Origin of the sequence: Anabaena subtropica FACHB-260 (genome assembly GCF_014697105.1) — a bacterium.
In the GTDB taxonomy this organism is placed as follows: Bacteria; Cyanobacteriota; Cyanobacteriia; order Cyanobacteriales; family Nostocaceae; genus Trichormus; species Trichormus subtropicus.
In genome coordinates this window covers 144,526-163,509 of record NZ_JACJRF010000005.1, presented here as the reverse complement: position 1 = coordinate 163,509, position 18,984 = coordinate 144,526, and the positions used below count along the sequence as shown (strand labels likewise).

General features: G+C 41.9%; 13 protein-coding genes. 7 read left to right on the top strand and 6 right to left on the bottom strand.

Features of this window, described 5'->3' with window-relative positions:
* Positions 1–13 precede the first annotated feature (13 nt).
* Positions 14–3,334, bottom strand: coding sequence for an ATP-binding response regulator (locus tag H6G18_RS04830; RefSeq protein ID WP_190405951.1), 3,321 nt, complete (start codon positions 3,332–3,334; stop codon positions 14–16).
* 652 nt (positions 3,335–3,986) lie between these two features.
* On the opposite strand from H6G18_RS04830, the gene H6G18_RS04825 reads away from it, so the two are divergent.
* From H6G18_RS04825 to H6G18_RS04795, 7 genes are all read left to right on the top strand, one after another.
* A complete protein-coding gene (locus tag H6G18_RS04825; protein ID WP_190405950.1) occupies positions 3,987–4,580 on the top strand; it encodes a KaiA family protein in 594 nt (197 codons plus the stop codon).
* 82 nt (positions 4,581–4,662) lie between these two features.
* The gene (gene kaiB, locus H6G18_RS04820; RefSeq protein ID WP_190405949.1) at positions 4,663–4,989 is read left to right on the top strand and encodes a circadian clock protein KaiB; all 327 of its coding nucleotides are present in this window, start codon (positions 4,663–4,665) and stop codon (positions 4,987–4,989) included.
* A 75-nt stretch (positions 4,990–5,064) separates the two neighbouring features.
* On the top strand, positions 5,065–6,624 hold the full coding sequence (gene kaiC, locus H6G18_RS04815; protein ID WP_190405948.1) for a circadian clock protein KaiC: 1,560 nt from the start codon (positions 5,065–5,067) through the stop codon (positions 6,622–6,624).
* Positions 6,625–6,728: 104 nt separating this feature from the next.
* Positions 6,729–8,876: a TolC family protein gene (locus H6G18_RS04810; RefSeq protein ID WP_190405947.1), complete on the top strand. Its 2,148-nt coding sequence runs from the start codon at positions 6,729–6,731 to the stop codon at positions 8,874–8,876.
* Between the two features lie 131 nt (positions 8,877–9,007).
* The gene (locus H6G18_RS04805; RefSeq protein WP_190405946.1) at positions 9,008–9,385 is read left to right on the top strand and encodes a hypothetical protein; all 378 of its coding nucleotides are present in this window, start codon (positions 9,008–9,010) and stop codon (positions 9,383–9,385) included.
* A 159-nt stretch (positions 9,386–9,544) separates the two neighbouring features.
* On the top strand, positions 9,545–10,051 hold the full coding sequence (locus H6G18_RS04800; RefSeq protein WP_190405945.1) for a hypothetical protein: 507 nt from the start codon (positions 9,545–9,547) through the stop codon (positions 10,049–10,051).
* 77 nt (positions 10,052–10,128) lie between these two features.
* Positions 10,129–10,908 (top strand): photosystem II S4 domain protein, encoded by a 780-nt coding sequence (locus tag H6G18_RS04795; protein ID WP_190405944.1) that lies wholly within the window; start codon positions 10,129–10,131, stop codon positions 10,906–10,908.
* Positions 10,909–10,966: 58 nt separating this feature from the next.
* Here H6G18_RS04795 and H6G18_RS04790 read toward each other — a convergent pair whose 3' ends face one another.
* The 5 genes from H6G18_RS04790 to H6G18_RS04770 form a co-directional block, all read right to left on the bottom strand.
* Complete coding sequence (locus H6G18_RS04790; protein WP_190405943.1) at positions 10,967–11,743, bottom strand: SDR family NAD(P)-dependent oxidoreductase; 777 nt, start codon at positions 11,741–11,743, stop codon at positions 10,967–10,969.
* A gap of 57 nt (positions 11,744–11,800) precedes the next feature.
* A complete protein-coding gene (locus H6G18_RS04785; RefSeq protein WP_190405942.1) occupies positions 11,801–13,684 on the bottom strand; it encodes an ABC transporter ATP-binding protein in 1,884 nt (627 codons plus the stop codon).
* Between the two features lie 149 nt (positions 13,685–13,833).
* The gene (locus tag H6G18_RS04780) at positions 13,834–14,364 is read right to left on the bottom strand and encodes a single-stranded DNA-binding protein (RefSeq protein ID WP_190405941.1); all 531 of its coding nucleotides are present in this window, start codon (positions 14,362–14,364) and stop codon (positions 13,834–13,836) included.
* Positions 14,365–15,103: 739 nt separating this feature from the next.
* Positions 15,104–18,307 (bottom strand): serine protease, encoded by a 3,204-nt coding sequence (locus H6G18_RS04775; protein ID WP_190405940.1) that lies wholly within the window; start codon positions 18,305–18,307, stop codon positions 15,104–15,106.
* A 73-nt stretch (positions 18,308–18,380) separates the two neighbouring features.
* The gene (locus H6G18_RS04770; RefSeq protein WP_190405939.1) at positions 18,381–18,896 is read right to left on the bottom strand and encodes a COP23 domain-containing protein; all 516 of its coding nucleotides are present in this window, start codon (positions 18,894–18,896) and stop codon (positions 18,381–18,383) included.
* Between the last annotated feature and the right edge of the window lie 88 nt (positions 18,897–18,984).

Below are 18,984 nucleotides of genomic sequence, written 5' to 3'. Positions count from 1 at the left end.
CATCACCAATTTACTATTCATTAAACCTCAAATTCTGATGAATCTGAGTTAACAAGTCTTCCATTGAAATAGATCGAGGTACAATTTGGGTGGCGATCGCTTGTACAACTGCCGTGATGGATGCCGATTCATGCTTTTTGCTAAGACTTGGCTTACTGCGAGAACTAAGTTGAGTCCGACTTAATTGTTGGTCAATGACTAAAATTGGCGGCAAATCGAATGGTAAATCTTCTAAGGCTTGCAATGCTTTCACCACTTCTGGATGAATAGCTGACTCTCCTAAACAAATCAGCAATAAATCTACGCTGTGGTGACGCATTTGTTGTAATACTTCTGCCCAACAACGCGCCATTGTTGCTTTTAACCCAGCTGTTTGTAAGTACTGAACTAAAGCTTGGAACCATTCAGTTCCCCGTTTCGCAACTTTCCCAGCGAGTGCGGCTTTTTTCTCTGTAGCATAACTCTTGGCTAGTTTGCGTCTAGTTTGTGGTAGATCCTCTAGCATGGCTAAATCTACGACAAAGATACTTGGTGGATAGCAAATACCAGAAGCAATTTGGAGTACTGATAGCAGAGGATCTATTTTGCCTTGTTGTGGCTCACTGTTGTGGTTTTTACCGAAAGGTATTAAACAAGGAAACACAGAAAGACCAGGAATTTGGGAAGCAGCCAAAGTAGTTTCTACATCACAAGTCACTAATGGTAAAGCTGCCAATCGGGGATGCTGAGTTAATTCTTGTAGGTAGATTTGGGCTAAAGAGGTTTCTACATCCAATAAAATTACATCAAATTGCCAAACCCTTGCCAAAAGTTCTGCTTGGTCTAGGTCATCTACTTCAATGACACGATGTTCTTGTAGTGAAGGATGGGGATTGATGGATTCCAATTCAGCATCGACTAATCTGAGAATCCGCAGTGTTTTTTTGGCTTGAGTCTTTTCACTAGTATCTGAACCTGGTGACTGCACCTTTGCTTTGCCACATAACTTTTCTAATAATGGTGTCAGGGATGGCTGCTCTACTGGCAAGCTTAAAAAACCATCAGCTCGATTAGTAAATGCTATATCTTTTTCGGCTCCTGTGGCAGTGACAATTACAGGGATGTGGTGAGTTGCACTATCAGATTTCAGCAAGGTTAGTACATCCCAACCCGATAGCAGAGGTAACAGGGGATTGACAAAAATCGCTTTCGGCTGTAATCGTCGGGCTTTTTCTACAGCTTCTGTTCCTGAGCGAGCAATTACTACTCGATAACCTAAACTTTTGAGTTGGTCGGTCAACTCTTCAATATATCGGGCTACTGCTTCGACGACTAGAACTAACCTTTGGCAGCTGATAGTGTGGTTTTGCCCAGTATTTGTTACCCGATTTCTTAGGTTGGTGTTTGGTGCGGGGACATCTTCTATTCCCACCTCTGACTCAGTAAAACCAGTACTTGGTGGACTAGGTGGTAAAAGTAGGGTAAATTGACTACCTTTGCCTTCCCGTGACAAAAAGCTCACATCACCACCGTGGAGACGAGCTAAAGCCCTAGTCAAGACCAATCCTAAACCTGTACCTTCAAATTGACGGGTGAGGGGATTTTCTAATTGTTGAAACTTTTGAAAGATGAGATGTTGTTGATGTTCGGGAATACCAATACCTGTATCCCAAACTGTAAAGGCAATCCATCCTTCCCAATGACTCACTCGCAAACCAATTTCGCCGGCTATTTCTGTAAATTTGAAAGCGTTAGACAATAGGTGAACCAGCATTTGGCGCAAGCGCAATTCATCTGCCACGATCTGGTCTAAGTCCAGTTCAATTGATAGAGTAAATTCAGGGGTAGATGGGCGGGTAGCTTGTGTGCCAGAGGTTTTGCTAGTTTGATTATGGATCGCTTTGGCTTCCAAGAGCGCGCGATCGCACACAGAGCGAATGCTAACTGGGACTGGGGTCAGTTCCATTTGACCTGTTTCCATCCGAGTTAAGTCCAAAATGTCATTCACCACACTCATCAGGTGGCGACCGCTTTGATGAATTAACCCCGCATAACGCGCTTGACGTTCGTTGAGTTCTCCCAATTGCTGATCTACTAGCAACCGCGATAAGCCCAAAACTGCCGTTAAAGGTGTCTTCAATTCATGACTTATACAAGCTAAAAATTCATCTTTGAGGCGATTTAATTGAATGAGGTCGGCATTTTTCGCCGCCAGTTCTTTACAAAGTTGCTGTTGTTCTGTGACATCAGTCGCCAACACCAACCATAAATCATCGGTGTGGGGTAGTTTTAAATCAGTGTTATCTAAAGGAATTTTCGCAAACTGCCATACTCGCTCCTGACCGTTCTGCACTTCGACAACACAGGTACAAGTACCCATTTGCGTATCTAAAAAGCACCGATTGGAGGTCGTTTTTGCACTTGTGGCTGGTTCATAAGGTGATAGGGGGAGCAAACCTGTAGCTGGTATTTGAGCTAACTCCTCTCCTACTTGCTCATAACCTTTATGATGATTTGATGCCGTAACGGTTTTTTGTCCAACGTATTCTGGCTGTTTGATCCGCGTCGCTGCTAAGATTGCTTCAACTTGTTGGCGCACTCCCTCTGGGTCTTTCAACGCTCCCAACTGTTGCCACCAAGCTAAATTTTGTGTGAGTACTTCACCCGTACTCGTTTGCAACATCAAAGGCCAAGGTAGACGCTCTAATAACTGTACCAATGGTTGGAGTTGATTATTTCTAGGCGTTTGCGCAGCCTCTGTTTCCGACTCGCTACGCGTTCGCGCAGCGTCCCGCAGGGAACGTAGAGATGGCGTTCCGCCCACTGTAGCTGATCGCCTAAAACTAGACTCATTTACATTATTTAAGCTAGAGGTAGTACTCTGACTTTGCTCTTTGGCTAATACCGCCAACAGGCGTACATTATTGAGTAGCCCTAAAAATTTACCATTCCCATCCACTAGAGCCGATTCTATGTTATTGGCTTGGTTATACCGCCAAAATATAGCTAATTGCTCTACAGTATCGCTGGCTGGTAATATCTGTATTGGTTCAATTAAGGCTTGAGCAAAGGTTGACAGTGGCTGTTGTAAGTTTAAAAATAATTCATCCCCTGTGGCTGCTAAAAATTTTTGTGCCAGCACTCCAGAGTGCAGCAACCCAATGGGGTATTGCTGCTCATTTACTATCATCAAGCGATCAGCTACGCTGGGCGGAACGCCAACGCCGAAGGCGGGGTTTTGCCCATCACATTGTTTTTGCTCAAAAATCTCCAGCACCATTGCCAGAGTACTTGTTTCTAAGCAACTGGTTACATTTGCTAGAAATTCATAAAGCGGATAATGTAACATTGACATAAGGCTTTGGGGGTCATTCTTCCTATGAAAGCCTCTGGCTCCACCATCAGCAATGGAGCAGATGATGTTAGTGCCTGAAGCAATATCCTCTAAGAAGACTCATATAAGCAATTTTGGTAGAGCTTTAACACTATCGAAAGAATAGATTTGGTTCTCTCGAACACTACTGTTTGAATTCATTAGTTTTCAGAGTGGTGACATTTTCCTTTGCTCCTTTAAACTCTGGCATGATCAGCACACCAGATTTCTACAGGTGGTTCAATTTTTATCGATAGTGAGAGCTAAGACAATTATGGCTCTAAACATTCGCTTTAGAACCTTGAGGAATTATAATGATTGAGAATGCGACAATACTTTAATTTGGTTTAAGTATCTTATCAGGGAGCAGAATAAGAAATCTCTATTTAGATAGATATACATTTGTAAATCATGAATTGGCTAAGGTATTCTTGACAACGAGCAGCTTAACAACCTGTAATCATTTTACTCATTCACTATATACATAGACGACTGAGTAGATAGTTTTAGCTCTATGTTTCGACACAGAGCATAATTTAGCAATGACATACTAAATTTAAAAAACACCAATTATTTTCACTAACTATGATTCCTCTATGGGTTATGGTGATTGCAAAAATATACAAGTATGTAAATGCTACTATTAATATTGATTTTCCAACCAGATGTTAAAGAAAATTTAGATCATCCATCAAAGCTAGCTACTAACGCAGTATTAAGCGGATGTCTGTGGGTTTTCAGGTGGTCTAGGAATCTTGCCCTATGGCTCTTGGCTCTAGTTGCTGCCACTAGTACAAGAATCTACCATCTACAGCAATGGCTACAACCAGAGACTAATGGAAAATTTACTATTAAATTCCCTCATTTATATATATGCCAAAAGCAAAAAGCACAGCAGGTTTGTCAGCACATGACTCAAGAAGTTGATCGGCAAGTATTATTGCAGCAACTCAAATCAGATTATCGCCAGATTCTTTTAAGTTACTTTACTACAGACAAAGCACTAAAAGAAAAAATTGATAAATTTATCAATGCAGTATTTTGTGCTAATATTCCTGTGCCAGAAATTATAGAAATTCATATGGAACTAATTGATGAATTTTCTAAACACCTACGATTAGAGGGTAGAAGTGATGAAACTTTAATGGATTATCGCTTAACTCTTATAGATATTCTTGCTCATCTTTGTGAAACCTATAGAGGAGCAATTTTAAGTAGTAGAAGTTGATGTCACAAAAATGAGATGTAACTGACTGCAAAATTCATGAAGATTCCTAATCTTAAAATGTTTACTCCCATTGTCTACCTTTATGAATAAAGCCAGAAAGACATACGTCCTCAAGCTTTACGTAGCAGGAAACACACCTAACTCAGTCAGGGCATTAAAAACACTGAAAAATATTTTAGAACAGGAGTTTCAAGGTATTTATGCTCTGAAAGTAATTGATGTGCTAAAGAATCCACAGCTAGCAGAGGAGGATAAAATCTTAGCCACACCAACATTATCTAAAATTTTGCCGCCACCAGTTCGCAAAATCATTGGTGATCTTTCAGATCGGGAAAGAGTCCTAATCGGCTTAGATTTACTGTACGAAGAACTAACGGAAGAAGATTGGGACGCACAAAATAATCTTTAATCTTTAAGTGTTAAAAATAATTTACCAACTTTAGTCATATAAAAATTGGGGATAGCACCCCATTATTAGCAAGCGATGAGTGAGAAAGAGCAACAGGAACAAAAAAATACATCCGGTAATGGTGTAGAAAAAATTCGCACAATGATCGAAGGCTTTGACGATATTAGTCATGGCGGTTTACCTGTTGGTAGAACCACTCTAGTCAGTGGAACCTCTGGTACAGGAAAAACCTTATTATCTCTACAGTTTCTCTTTAATGGCATTACCTTTTTTGATGAAGCCGGAGTCTTTGTAACTTTTGAAGAATCTCCCAGCGATATTATCAAAAATGCTCATATTTTTGGCTGGAATTTGCAACGCCTAATAGATGAGGGTAAATTATTTATTCTGGACGCATCTCCCGACCCGGAAGGTCAAGACATTGTAGGGAACTTCGACCTTTCCGCATTGATTGAGCGCTTGCAGTATGCGATTCGTAAATACAAAGCCAAAAGAGTTTCTATTGATTCCATCACCGCCGTCTTTCAGCAGTATGAAGCGGTGGGAGTTGTGCGCCGGGAGATTTTTCGCTTAGTGGCACGTCTCAAACAGCTCAATGTCACTACGATAATTACCACTGAACGCAGTGAAGAATATGGGCCAGTAGCCTCCTTTGGTGTGGAAGAATTTGTGTCCGATAATGTGGTAATTGTCCGCAACGTTTTAGAAGGAGAGCGTCGCCGTCGCACCATTGAAATTTTGAAATTGCGTGGTACAACTCACATGAAAGGTGAGTATCCTTTCACAATTACTAATGAAGGTGTGAATATTTTCCCATTGGGAGCAATGCGCCTCACTCAAAGGTCTTCTAATGTCCGAGTTTCTTCTGGTGTAAAAACTCTAGATGAAATGTGTGGTGGCGGTTTCTTTAAAGATTCAATTATTTTAGCAACAGGAGCTACAGGTACAGGTAAGACCCTGTTGGTGAGTAAATTTTTACAAAATGGCTGCGTCAACAATGAACGAGCAATATTATTTGCTTATGAAGAATCACGCGCTCAACTCTCTCGGAATGCTTATTCATGGGGTATTGATTTTGAAGAATTAGAAAGCCAAGGTTTACTCAAGATTATTTGTACATACCCAGAATCAACTGGCTTAGAAGACCATTTACAGATCATTAAGTCAGAAATTGCTGTATTCAAACCAGCTCGAATTGCTATTGATTCACTCTCAGCACTAGCCAGAGGCGTAAGTAATAATGCTTTCCGGCAGTTTGTGATTGGTGTGACAGGTTATGCCAAACAAGAAGAAATTACAGGTTTCTTTACTAACACAACTGACCAATTTATGGGATCGCATTCGATTACTGACTCCCACATCTCTACAATTACAGATACAATTCTGATGCTACAGTACGTAGAAATTCGTGGGGAAATGTCAAGAGCAATTAACGTATTTAAGATGAGAGGTTCCTGGCACGACAAAGGAATTAGAGAATATAATATCACGGCAGACGGGCCACAAATTCAAGATTCTTTCCGTAACTACGAAAGAATTGTCAGTGGCTCTCCTACCCGCGTAAGTATTGACGAAAAAGCGGAACTTTCTCGCATCGTCAAACGTTTTGAAGAAAAACAGGGTTCCGATTCCTAAATTTGGTATCGTACTATATTCCTCCTTAAATTTAGTATCGTGCTATATTCTGTGGTGAAGAAAAGTTTTCTGCCGCCAGATTGATTTTCGTGTGAGGGGATGCGGTGAAAGGACAACACTTATTTTATAGTTTCTTACCTGGTGTAACAGCAGCAGTATTGACAACTCAGCCAGCCGTGGCTGAAGCCATGAAAGTCAGTAGTGTACAACTTGTACCTTCTTCTAGTGTTGTGACTAATCAAGATAGTCAAACTTTGCTAGTAGACAACAGTCAGACACAACTGCCTAATGCTACAGTTCAGATTTTCCCAGACATCAGTCCCAATTCTGGTGTGACTACACCAAATTTACAATTTTCTAGTAGTCACAGTCACCCAGTAATCTTGACAGAAAATACTGGTATCCATAGAGAAGACAAATCTCAACCAGATAAAGTTAAAACTTTCAATCTCAAATCCAATCTTACTCTTGCTCAGAGGCTAAAACAAAAGCGGTTTTCTCAAAATCCAAAACAGATTAAATCAGGGATTTCTAGAGCAGAATTAGTAACAAAAGTAGTTTCTACCACCTCCACAACGCCATCATCTACACTGCAAACTTTTTTCCTGTCTTCTGCGCCACGGGAAAAGCTGAAAACTCAGTTACCAATAGTTTTACAAGCAAAAGCCGGGAATGTAGGGGCGGCGAAACTCTTAGAAATCAGTAGTTGCTCATCACAAACCTGCCAACTACCCAAACTAACTGAGCAGCAGATAGTTCAGGGGAATACTACAGTCGATCCGGCTTCAACTCCCGTACAGACTGAATTAGCGCCAGCAGATACTCAATTACCAGCAGATACTCCTGTACAGACTGAATTAGCGCCAGCAGATACCCAGCCACCAGCAGATACTCCTGTACCTGCTGGTGCTGTACAAGTGCCGCAAAATCTCATTCCCAATGCCAATCCTCTGCAATTTCCCACCAAACCAGAAGAAGTGACACTTCAGGAAAATCAGCCGATTAGTTTGGCGCAGGCGCTGGAACTAGCACGGCGGAACAATCGGGATTTACAAGTTTCGTTGTTGGAACTGGAACGCACTCAAGGCGCTTTACGGGAAGCACAGGCAGCTTTATTGCCCAATGTGTCTCTAAGTAGTGATGTCACCCGCAGCCAATCAGCAGGCGGTCAACTTCAGGATGAACTTACTAGTAGACAGGGAGGACTTGGCAACAGCGATGAACCAAGTACAAGCTTCAATGGTCAAGCTCAATTATCCTATGACTTGTATACCTCTGGGAGGCGGAAAGCTGCCATTCAGCAGGCTGAAGAACAGGTGCGTTTTAATGAGTTGGATGTAGAGCGTCAGTCGGAAGAAATCCGTCTGAATGTGACTAGGATATATTACGACTTGCAACAGGCAGATGAACAAGTACGTATTGCTCAGTCGGCGGTGGAAAACACCCAGGCTAGCTTGCGAGATGCGGAAGCTTTAGAAAGGGCTGGGGTGGGTACTAGGTTTGATGTGTTGCGATCGCAAGTAAACTTAGCCAATAACACCCAACAGCTAACTAATAGCCTCTCCCGTCAACAAACTACCCGTCGTCAACTAGCAACGGTGTTAGGCCTGCCACAGTCGGTAAATATCAGCGCCGCCGACCCTGTACAATTAGCAGGTCTGTGGAACCAGTCTCTAGAGCAAAGCATCATCCTCGCTTACCAAAATCGTCCCGAATTGCAACAGCAATTGGCACAACGGAACATTAACGAGCAACAGCGTAGGCAAGCACTGGCAAACCTGGGGCCGCAAGTCAGCTTCATCGCTAACTACAACCTGCTTGATCGGTTTGATGATAGTGTTGGTCTGACGGATGGTTATTCTGTTGGGGTGAGAGCAACTTTAAACTTGTTTGATGGTGGAGCATCTAGAGCCAGAGCAGCCCAAGCCAAAAGTAATATTGCGATCGCAGAAACTCGATTTGCTACCCAGCGCGACCAAGTTCGCTTCCAAGTAGAACAAGCCTTTACCACCCAACGCTCAAGCTTAGAGAATGTACAAACTGCCAATGTTGCTCTAGAACAAGCTAGAGAAGCATTACGTTTAGCACGGTTACGTTTCCAAGCTGGTGTAGGTACTCAAACAGATGTGATTAACTCAGAAAACGATTTAACACAGGCTGAGGGTAACAGAATCACTGCCATTCTAGATTACAATCGCGCTTTGGCTGATTTACAGCGTGCTGTCACTTCTAGAGCATTAGCTAGTCAATAGTCAATGGTCAGTAGTCAGTAGTCAGTAGTCAGTAGTCAACAGTCAAAAATCAAGAGTTACAAACTTGACTGACCATAACCTATAAACTATGGACTATGGACTATTGACTATGCACTACTGATTATTGACTCATGACTAAAGTTACATCACAAGAAATAGCATTGTTTCGCTCTCAGTTGGCAGATGATCTTGGAGCGATGGAGGCGTTGGACTTAATTGAAGACTGCGAGGGAGATTTAGAAGATGCGGCGATGACATTAGCCATCAAAGCCGGACAAGAACCAGAACGAGCCAACGCCGAATGGTTAGATGCTTTGGCTAGAAAGTGGCGTGCTGTTATTTGTGAGCAAGAATTTCGTAATGATTTGCTTAACGGTTCAATAACTGAGATGATGGCGCATCTCAAAACAATGCCCACATTTCCCAAAATTTTGGCAACACCAGTTTTGATATATATTCTCAAACAAGGCGTGAATAGCTTTTGTGAGCCTTTGGATGCGCTTAAGTAGTGGGGAGCAGAGGAACAGAGGAGCAGAGGAGCAGGGGGAGCAGGGGAAGGAGTTTTTAGTCAGCACTCAGGACTTTTCCCACTCTCTACTCCTTACTTCCCAAGGACTGATACCCTGGTAATTAGGGCAAAACTTTTTATTAGACAAATTTTTCTATCAATGAATTACCTAGTTGCCGTATTACCAGATCGCATCCAAGCTGAAGCTGCTTATTTAGCTTTAGAAAAAGAAGGTATCAATAGCACTATTTTAGGTAGAGGCTATAAAACTGCTGATGAGTTTGGCTTAATTGACCCCAATCTCCAAGCCAGAAAACAAGCACAGCTAATGTCATATTGGTTAGTACCATTCGGCTTTTTCGCTGGATTTACCTTTAGTTACATCACTGGTTTGAATACCTTTGCTTGGGCAGGTGAAATTGGCAACCACGTTGTAGGCGGACTTTTAGGCGCTGGTAGTGGTGCTATGGGTAGTGTGTTTGTTGGCGGTGGAGTTGGCTTAGTTGTGGGTGGTGGTGATGCTTTACCCTACCGTAACCGCTTAAATGCAGGTAAATACTTGATTGTAGTTCAGGGTTCGGAAACTCTGTCTCGCCAAGCAACCCGGATATTACGTCAGTTTGAGCCAGAAAATATGCAAGGTTACGCTGACACAACTCCTGTGTGAGGAATTGGGGACTGGGATTAGGTAAGTATTGGACAATAACAACCGACAACTGACAACTGACAACTGACTATTTAACAATGTTGCCACGAGAAGAATTATTAAAGGGTGTTGAGAATCGAGATACTGTAGTGCGGGTAATTGATCAAGCCGAACAAGCGATTAAGACTTGGGAAGTGGTTTTGACAGATTTTTTGTCTCCCCCAGAATTAGCAGAAATTCAAAGGGTATTTAATCGACTAACAGAAGTGCAGTTAGTGGCTTGGGGTGGATATCCGCAAGCAGAACGGCAACGATTAGCGATCGCTCGTGCTGATTTACCATTAGATCAATCTCAAGTTAGCCTGGTGGTGCTAGAAATCGCTGGTAATTTTCTCTTTGATTCAGCAACTCACCGCGACTTTTTAGGCGCAATGCTGGGAACGGGGATTGTCAGGGAGAAAACTGGGGATATTATCGTTCTGGGTGAACGGGGGGCGCAAGCAATTGTCGTTCCAGAGTTGGCAGAGTTTTTGCAAGTACACCTCAATCAGGTGCGTTCTGTGCCGGTAAAAACTCAACCCATTGAGTTGACTGAGTTAAAAGTACGGGAACCGAAGAAGAAAGAATTAACTACGGTGGAAGCTTCTTTAAGGTTAGATGCGATCGCCTCTGCTGGTTTTGGGATGTCTCGTAGTAAGATGGTAGACTTCATTGACTCTGGTGATGTCCGTGTCAATTGGAAAGAAGTCACTCAAGCCAGTTCACAGTTAAAATCGGGTGACTTAATCGCTATTCGCGGTAAAGGACGTTTAGAGGTTGGAGAAATTATGGTAACGAAAAAAGAACGTTACCGCGTCCAGTTAACACGATATATGTAATACCAATTCGCAATTCGCTGTCTTCCTGCGGCAAGGCTATTGCGAATTGGTATGACAGTTAGGCTTTAAAATGTTTAGCCAAAAAATGGAGTAAGGTTTTTCGTGGTACTAATCGAGCTACTGTACTTCTCAGTTGAGTAGTAGTATCACTTATAATAACCGTTGGCTGCCAATTTTCCAAAGCTTGGAGTGATTTCTGTACGACTTCTTCAGAACTCATCACCTTATTTGTAGTTTCTGCTAAAGCTTGGGGAAAATTAGCCTCTGTAAAAAAGTCAGTTTCCGTTGGTCCCGGACAAGTAACTAAAACACGAACACCATATTGGCGATTTTCTGCCCACAAGGCTTCGCTAAAACTGACGATAAAAGCCTTACTAGCTGCATAAACTGAAAGATAGGGTATGGGTTGAAAGCCGGCGATGGAAGCGACGTTAATAATGCTTCCCGAACGACGTTGACGCATCAGTGGTAAAAACCTATGGGTTAAATCTACTAATGCTAAAACGTTTAACTGAATAATTTTAATTTGTCTTTGGCGATCGCTTTGGGCAAAGTCACCATAATCGCCAAATCCAGCATTGTTAATCAGTAAGTCAATTGTCAATGCTTTACTTTTGGTGAAATCAAATACATCAGCCACCGCATCTGTTTGGGTTAAGTCTTTAGGGATAATATCTACTTGGATGTTATGTTGCTGTTGTAATTCTTGCGCCAGTTGCTCAAGTTTTTTCTCAGAACGCGCCACCAGTACAAGATTTGTCTGACGTGCGGCTAGTTCTTGGGCAAAGGCTTTACCGATACCACCAGACGCACCCGTAATTAAAGCAGTGGTCATGTTAAATATTAAAAGATTTTCTTATCAATCTTATAAATTTTAACAATATATTTTTGGTTAAGAAGTTCTCAGGTGATGACTGCGGACTCTTTCAGGACTACCGGTGGGAATAGAGGCGATTAATTTTTGGGTGTATACTTCCTTAGGTTCGCGGTAGATGCTTTCTGCTGTCCCTTGTTCGACTATTTGACCACGATTCATCACCAAAATGCGATCGCTCATAAATTTCACCACGCTTAAGTCATGGGAAATAAATATATAAGTTAACTGAAAATCATCTTGTAATTCTTTGAGAAGATTCAATACTTGGGCTTGTACTGATACATCCAAGGCGGAAACCGACTCATCACAAATGATAAACTTGGGGTTTAATGCCAAGGAACGGGCAATACAAACCCGTTGACGTTGACCACCAGAAAATTGATGCGGATAACGACTCATTGCATCTGCACTCAAACCCACCCGTTCTAAAAGTTCCACCACCCTTTCTCGCCGTTGTTTTGATGTCTTACCTACAGAATGAATTAATAACGGTTCCATCACCGCATCCCCAACCTTCATCCGGGGATCAAGGGAACTAAAAGGATTTTGAAAAACTATTTGCATTTCCCGCCGCAGTTTTTGCAACGGTTCGCCTTTGAGAGTGGTAATATCTTGTCCATCAAAGATAATTTGACCACTCATTGGTTCAATTAACCGTAACAAAGTTCTTCCCAAGGTGGTTTTACCGCAACCAGATTCCCCCACTAAACCTAATGTTTCCCCTGGTTTGACATCAAAGGAAACATCATTAACCGCCATTTGATAGCGTTTTGTCCCACCAAACCAACCCTTCACGGGAAAACCTACTTTCAAGTTACGGATTTGTAATAAAGGTTTCTTCTCTTCCAGGTTTTTCAGTCTGGCGGATATTTCTTCAGAGGTAATTTCTGATGGGTGTGAGGGTTCTTTCTCTTGAATAATTAATTGTCCGCTTGGTGTTTCTTCCACACTCATGTAGTCAGAAACGGTGAGTAATTTGTGGGGACGACGGTTAAGGGTGGGGCGACAAGCTACCAAACCTTTAGTATATGGATGTTGGGGACTACTAAAAATTTGCTCAGATGCACCATATTCGACAACTTTACCCTTATACATTACTGCTACTTGGTCGGCAATTTCCGAAATTAGCCCCAAGTCGTGGGTGATAAAAATTAACGCCATTTCACGGCTTTGTTGCAATTCTCGCAACAGTTCAATAATTGTAGCTTGGACAGTAACATCTAAAGCCGTAGTCGGTTCATCGGCAATTAATAGCAAGGGGTTACAGGAAATCGCCATTGCAATCATCACCCGTTGCAATTGTCCCCCCGATAGTTGGTGGGGGTAACGTTCCAGCATTGATTCTTTATGCTGTTTCACCAACTGCGCTAACTTAAACTCATCCAGTGCAGAGTCGGGGTTAGTTTGCGTCCAAGTTTCGATGTATTGCTGTTTGATTTGCTCATCGCTAGGTAACAGTTTAACCTCTTGCAGACCAGCGATCGCAATGCGGTTTGCTTCAGTGGCGCTGACATTCTGATGGCGGAGGATGGCTTCGGTTAGTTGAAATCCAATGGTATAAACCGGGTTTAGTGAACTCATCGGTTCTTGGAAAATCATGGCGATGTCGCCACCCCGATATAGTTGCATTTCTTCTGAAGATAACGCTGATAAATTAACGGGGTTAGCGTTTGCTTGCGGACTAAACAAGATTTCGCCACCGCTAATTCTACCAGGATGCTGTAACAAACCCATCACCGCCAAAGAAGTGACTGATTTACCACTCCCAGATTCACCGACTATACCTAGAGTGTCTCCTCGATGTAGCTGAAAAGAAATCCCATCAACGGCTTTGACAATATGGCCATCACTGGAAAATTCCACTTGTAGATTGCGGACATCTAGGATAGTTTCTCTCATAGGAATTTATAATGAATCTTCAGTAAAAATTATTTGGATTTTAGCAGTAGTTTGAAGAATTGGGGTAATTAAGGAATTTGGGTAAAGTTTTGTCAGTGGTCAATAGCAAAAATACGTAACAACCACTGACAACTGACACGCCCAGCGCCTTAAAATGGAATATCGTCTGGATCTGGTTCTTCTACTGGTGGGTAGGTAGTTTTGGGTGCAGGTTCATAATTATTTACCTGGGGGGTAACACTAACTGGAGTAGGTGCTGGACGTGGCGACTCGTAGCTAGGAACATCATTTGGGGTAGTCACCGCCGGGGATGGTGGACGAGATGGGGTTTCTGTAACGGCTGGTGTTCTTGCTACTGATGGTGATGAAGTGAAGTTACCGCTAATTGATTGAATTTGTTGTACTGTTAATTCAGCACGTTTTTCCTTGAATCCTTCTGGACGCTCAATGGTATTCATCCCTAAACGGCCGGCAATAATCACGCGATCGCCTTGATGATAGTTTTGCTGAATTTCTGTAGCTAAATTCCCCCAGCCGACAACTTTTAACGTGGCTGGTGGCTCCTCTGGTTTTTGGGAATTGGGAAATTGCACCAGCATTTCTGTGATTGCTAAATTATCAGATGTATAACGCAGTTGCGGTTCTTGAATGATTTCCGCCAATAAAACACAGCTATTCATTAAATCCTCCTGACTGTCTGGAAAATAGGGAGTAGGAAAGAAAGATTGTTATGTTCGGTTGTGGGATTTTCCCTTGATGAACCTTCTTCCCAACAGTGAAAAATTAGAGATTTTTGGATGTAGTGCCAATCAATACTTATATATTTAATATTTGGCTTTTTCTAGGAGTTCTAGAATTAATTATCTCTAATAAAAAAACTCTCTAATAAAATATTACTTAATAAAGTAAAAACAAAATTTCTGTAGGGTGTGTTAGACGCATATTTTCATATGATTGCCCAAGAAAAAGATAATTTAAGCGCCTAACGCACTGCTAAATAATGCGGTGCGTTAAGTTAAAGCCATAACACAACGGCAATAAAGCGGGAAGAACATCTACACCGCTTTTTACCTCCCCTACCTTAAGGTTTACTTCATCACATAGTCTCTAGGAGTCAGTTTTAGCATAAAAACCAAGCGACAGTTTTGAACAGAATTTTTTAAGATGCTGTTTGCCACTCTCGCTTGATGAAAACGAGCATTGATTTCTGCATGAGTAGTATAATTGTACCACTTCACTAGTAGATAAAATACTCTGACTTTTCACATCATGTAGAAATTTAGAGACTTCCAGATAAAAAATATCCAAGTAGGTTGGGTGCGTCAGTATGAATAATTTCTTGGTACAGCTAAGTTTTCTCGCACTGACGCACCCTACTAACCGTCAATTTGGAATAATTTATTTTTTGGTGTTCCCTTACTACTGAAGCTCTCTAATTTTTGCCATGACTTTTTGATAATCATCTGCTTTACCTTGCTGCTTATAGAGGTCTGCGGCTTTTTGAAAGTCCTGACGCGCTCCTTGATTATCCTTCACTTGAATACGGGCAAGACCCCGATGGTAATAAACATCAGCAAATTTGTTGTCAACTACAATTTGTGATCTTGTGAGGCTTGTGTTTAGGGTATTTTTACCAGAGCGATTAATTCGCAAAGCGACTTTAGTGCCTTCTTGACCTCGAATCAGTTTAATGACCTGTTCTAAACTCATATTTGCTGTAGATTGACCATCAACTGCTAATATCTGGTCTCCTGTTTTTATTCCTCCTTTTTGAGCCGGAGAATTTTCATATACCTGAGTAACTGTTGCAATTTTATTTTGGGCATTGATTTCTATTTGCACGCCAATGCCACCTAATTCTTGAGAACCCAGTATCTCGTTGTAATCTTCAACTGCTCCTTGAAAATCTTTGATTTGAGCGCGTGCTTGTCCCCGGTAGTAGTAAGCGTCAGTATCTTCCGGCTTGAGTCTAATTGCTCCGCTCAAATCTGCTACAGCCACTTTGTATTCTTGCTGTAGGAAGCGAATTTGTCCCCGGAGTTTGAGAACATCAGCGTCTTCAGGTTTCAGGCGCAGGACTTCGTTGAAATCTACTACAGCCGCTTTGTAGTCTTGCTGTAGAAAGTGGGCTTGACCACGCAGTTTGAAAATTTGAGCATCGTCAGGTTTGAGTCTAATAACTTCGTTGAAGTCTGCTAACGCTCCTTTGTAGTCTTGTTGTAGAAACCGCATTGCACCACGCTCTCTAATCACTTCCACATCTCCCGGTTTGAGACGAAGTGCTTCATTTAAATCTGCTATTGCTTCCTTGAAGTCTTTTTGCTGAAAGCGAATTGCGGCGCGTTTTTTAAAATTTTCATGATTTTCAGGGTTAAAACGCACAGCTTCATTGAAGTCAGCTAGCGCTCCTTTGAGGTTTCCCTGTTGAGCGCGGAGTTGTCCTCGCAGTGCATAAGCCGTATCTTCGATGTATTCTGGATTCAAGCGAATTGCTTCGTTTAAATCAGTCATCGCTCCTTGTAAGTCCCCCGTAGCAATACGTGCTGCACCTCTAGCAAAGTAAGCCCAAGAACCAGGATTATTCTGTACAATTCGGTTTGATACTTCTAATGCTTCTGGGAAACGCTTGGCTTGCAATAGTATCAGGCTACGAAATGTTTGAATACCAGTATCTTCGGGGTCTAATTTTGCTAATTGGTCAAAGGATTGTAACGCTTCTGAGTATTTTTCTAAGCCTAAAAGTGTTAGCCCACGGAAGCGCCAAGCAGGAGCAAATTTTGGCTCAATCTGTATAGCTTTATCAAAAGACTTCAGAGCTTCTGAAGATTCCTGACGAGCTATTTTTGCAAAACCGCGTAGATACCAAGCTTGATAAAAGTTAGGCTCTAGCTGAATTGCTTTGTCAATAGCCTTAAATGCCTCTTTGGCTTGATTTTCACCAAGTGCCTTGTCTGGGGTGTTTCGCGCTAGTTCCCAGCCATAGTTGAGCCAATCAATGGCATCAGCGTTATCTTTCGGTTTTTCTACCTTGAATAAGGCTTCTAGAATTGATTTAGTTTCTTCTGGTGTCAGTTTCGGTGGTTGATTATTCTCTACTTTTAATATAGAAGCCATCCCCACCGACTGTGACCAACGCACAAAACTGCTAATGGGAACACCCCAACTAAAACCCAATGAGATTAAACGAGGTTGACCAGCTTTATCGGTAATTTCTTCCAGTTCTGCTTTTCCATGAATACCGATGACGCGCCCACGAATATCTAATATGGGACCCCCACTCATACCTTTATAGGTTAGGTTGGTATAGATTAAACCATAACCATAACTTAAAGACAAAGAGTTCTTCGCCAAGAAAGAAGCTAGTTGTTTTGATGCCACATTCCCGGCGGTAAACTGACGCTGTGTTTCTTTCCCTCCAAGTTGTGGCCCTAACCACCCAGAAACAAAAATGTAGTTTTGATCTTTAACTATGTCGTAGTTGGCTAGGGTTGCTACACGGTAGTTTTGATTACTGGTAAACTGCAATATTGCTAAATCTGTCTCTGGCAAGGTTTTGAGGTTTTTATCATTTACCCTGACTTGATATGGCTTACCATCTGGGGTAATAACTTCTAGGATGGAGCGATCGCATTTTCTTGATCCTCTCACAACGTGTTCTGCTGTAAGTACGCTATAAGTGTTTCCCTGTTTGCCAACAATTACCCCCGAACCACTACACTCACGTAAAGTTGGTACATCTATGCGGACTGTGATTTCTTGAGCAATGTTGTTGACTTCATTGGCGATGGGGGGAAGACTGGGTGTTGAGGCTATATTAGATGCTGGTTGGGATTCTTTAGTAGTATATTCTGGCGCTAAACGAGCCAGAGTCTGAATCGGAATTCCCCAACTATAACGGCTGATTAAATCTTGTAGCGCTGCCGTTGGTCGAGAACCATCTTCATATACATAAGGGTTGCCCCATAGGGGATAAGCATGGATACCATTAATCCCAATTACTTGCCCCCGACGATTCAGGATAGGGCCTCCACTCATACCCTTTTCAATTTCATTGCTATACCCTATCTGGTAGCCTTCTTTAAAAGCTCGCTCTTGTACTAACAAAACTCGTCCTGTCTTAAAAACAAATCCCTGAGATTGAGGCGACTTATTTCCATTGGGAAATCCGGCTGCATATATTGGCTCATTTACTGCTACTGTTGCTAGATTTCCGAGGGGAGCTACATCATAATTGACGTTAGTCCGAAACTGCAATAAAGCTAAATCTTTACCTTGAAAGTTGACTCCCTTAACTACATTGGCTGGGTAAATTTTTCCATCTTTTGTCTGGATTTTAGTAGAAGTTCCAGATTCTAAAACATGGCGGTTTGTAATGATGGTATAAACTTGATTATTTTTCTTTAATAAAATACCAGAGCCAGTATTCTCTCCAGATAAAATCTTGACAGTTATAGATTGGGCTAGCCGTTTAAGTTGTTCTTCAGATAGCTGAGGATTTGACTGTTGAGCAGACACTTTCGAGGAGAAAATTGTCATATCAACAGCTTGTATAGGCAACATCAACAGTGTACCCATCCAGGCAATCAGAGCCAATGAGCGGTTATCAATAAATTTTTGTTTCATGTTGCTTTTAACGCTTACAAATATCTATAAGAGACAGACTTAATCGGCAATGCACTACTTACACAGACTGCTATTAGTTGCCATTTCCTGGTGATCTTTGGTTAACGATCATACTCATGTCAATGTATATTTGATCGGCAGCATCGTCAGATTGAAGAATGGGGCCACGAGCTTTATAACCAATTTCTACAAGATTTTGTAGTACTGAACTTGCATCTCGTGGCGATTTGAGTGTAAATAATAATTGACTACAAGGGCCACCGTATTGACTAGCAGCACATATCACCGGTTGTCTGCCAGAGATGCCAGTGGTGAGGTAATTCAAAATGCCAGTTTCATAGGCACTCTGAAATCTGCTAGATACAGCTTCACACCGTGCTTTTGCAGTATAGTTTCCTAAAGCTCTAACCCAGCGAATTACAGGAATCTTTTGGTTATTATAGTTTTTGGCAAATGTAGTCCAAACGCCTTTATCGCTCTCACAAAAGTAGGTTTTTTCTTGAGCAAAACTAGGTGGTGCGATCGCCGCAATACTGCTCAAGGCAATTAGACCGGCAGTTAAGATTTGCACAGATAACTGGGTTTTCATCTTGGGTAGTTCTCGCTAAATATGATGAAAGCATCTGTATTATATATCTACCACAAAACAACCTTATTATTACTGAAAAAAATGTAAA

Coding starts and splice junctions, on each gene's coding strand:
- H6G18_RS04785 (WP_190405942.1), bottom strand. CDS start 13,684: ATGAGAGAAACTATCCTAGATGTCCGCAATCTACAAGTGGAATTTTCC.
- H6G18_RS04795 (WP_190405944.1), top strand. CDS start 10,129: ATGTTGCCACGAGAAGAATTATTAAAGGGTGTTGAGAATCGAGATACT.
- H6G18_RS04805 (WP_190405946.1), top strand. CDS start 9,008: ATGACTAAAGTTACATCACAAGAAATAGCATTGTTTCGCTCTCAGTTG.
- H6G18_RS04830 (WP_190405951.1), bottom strand. CDS start 3,334: ATGTCAATGTTACATTATCCGCTTTATGAATTTCTAGCAAATGTAACC.
- H6G18_RS04825 (WP_190405950.1), top strand. CDS start 3,987: ATGCTACTATTAATATTGATTTTCCAACCAGATGTTAAAGAAAATTTA.
- H6G18_RS04780 (WP_190405941.1), bottom strand. CDS start 14,364: ATGAATAGCTGTGTTTTATTGGCGGAAATCATTCAAGAACCGCAACTG.
- kaiC (WP_190405948.1), top strand. CDS start 5,065: ATGAGTGAGAAAGAGCAACAGGAACAAAAAAATACATCCGGTAATGGT.
- H6G18_RS04770 (WP_190405939.1), bottom strand. CDS start 18,896: ATGAAAACCCAGTTATCTGTGCAAATCTTAACTGCCGGTCTAATTGCC.
- kaiB (WP_190405949.1), top strand. CDS start 4,663: ATGAATAAAGCCAGAAAGACATACGTCCTCAAGCTTTACGTAGCAGGA.
- H6G18_RS04790 (WP_190405943.1), bottom strand. CDS start 11,743: ATGACCACTGCTTTAATTACGGGTGCGTCTGGTGGTATCGGTAAAGCC.
- H6G18_RS04775 (WP_190405940.1), bottom strand. CDS start 18,307: ATGAAACAAAAATTTATTGATAACCGCTCATTGGCTCTGATTGCCTGG.
- H6G18_RS04800 (WP_190405945.1), top strand. CDS start 9,545: ATGAATTACCTAGTTGCCGTATTACCAGATCGCATCCAAGCTGAAGCT.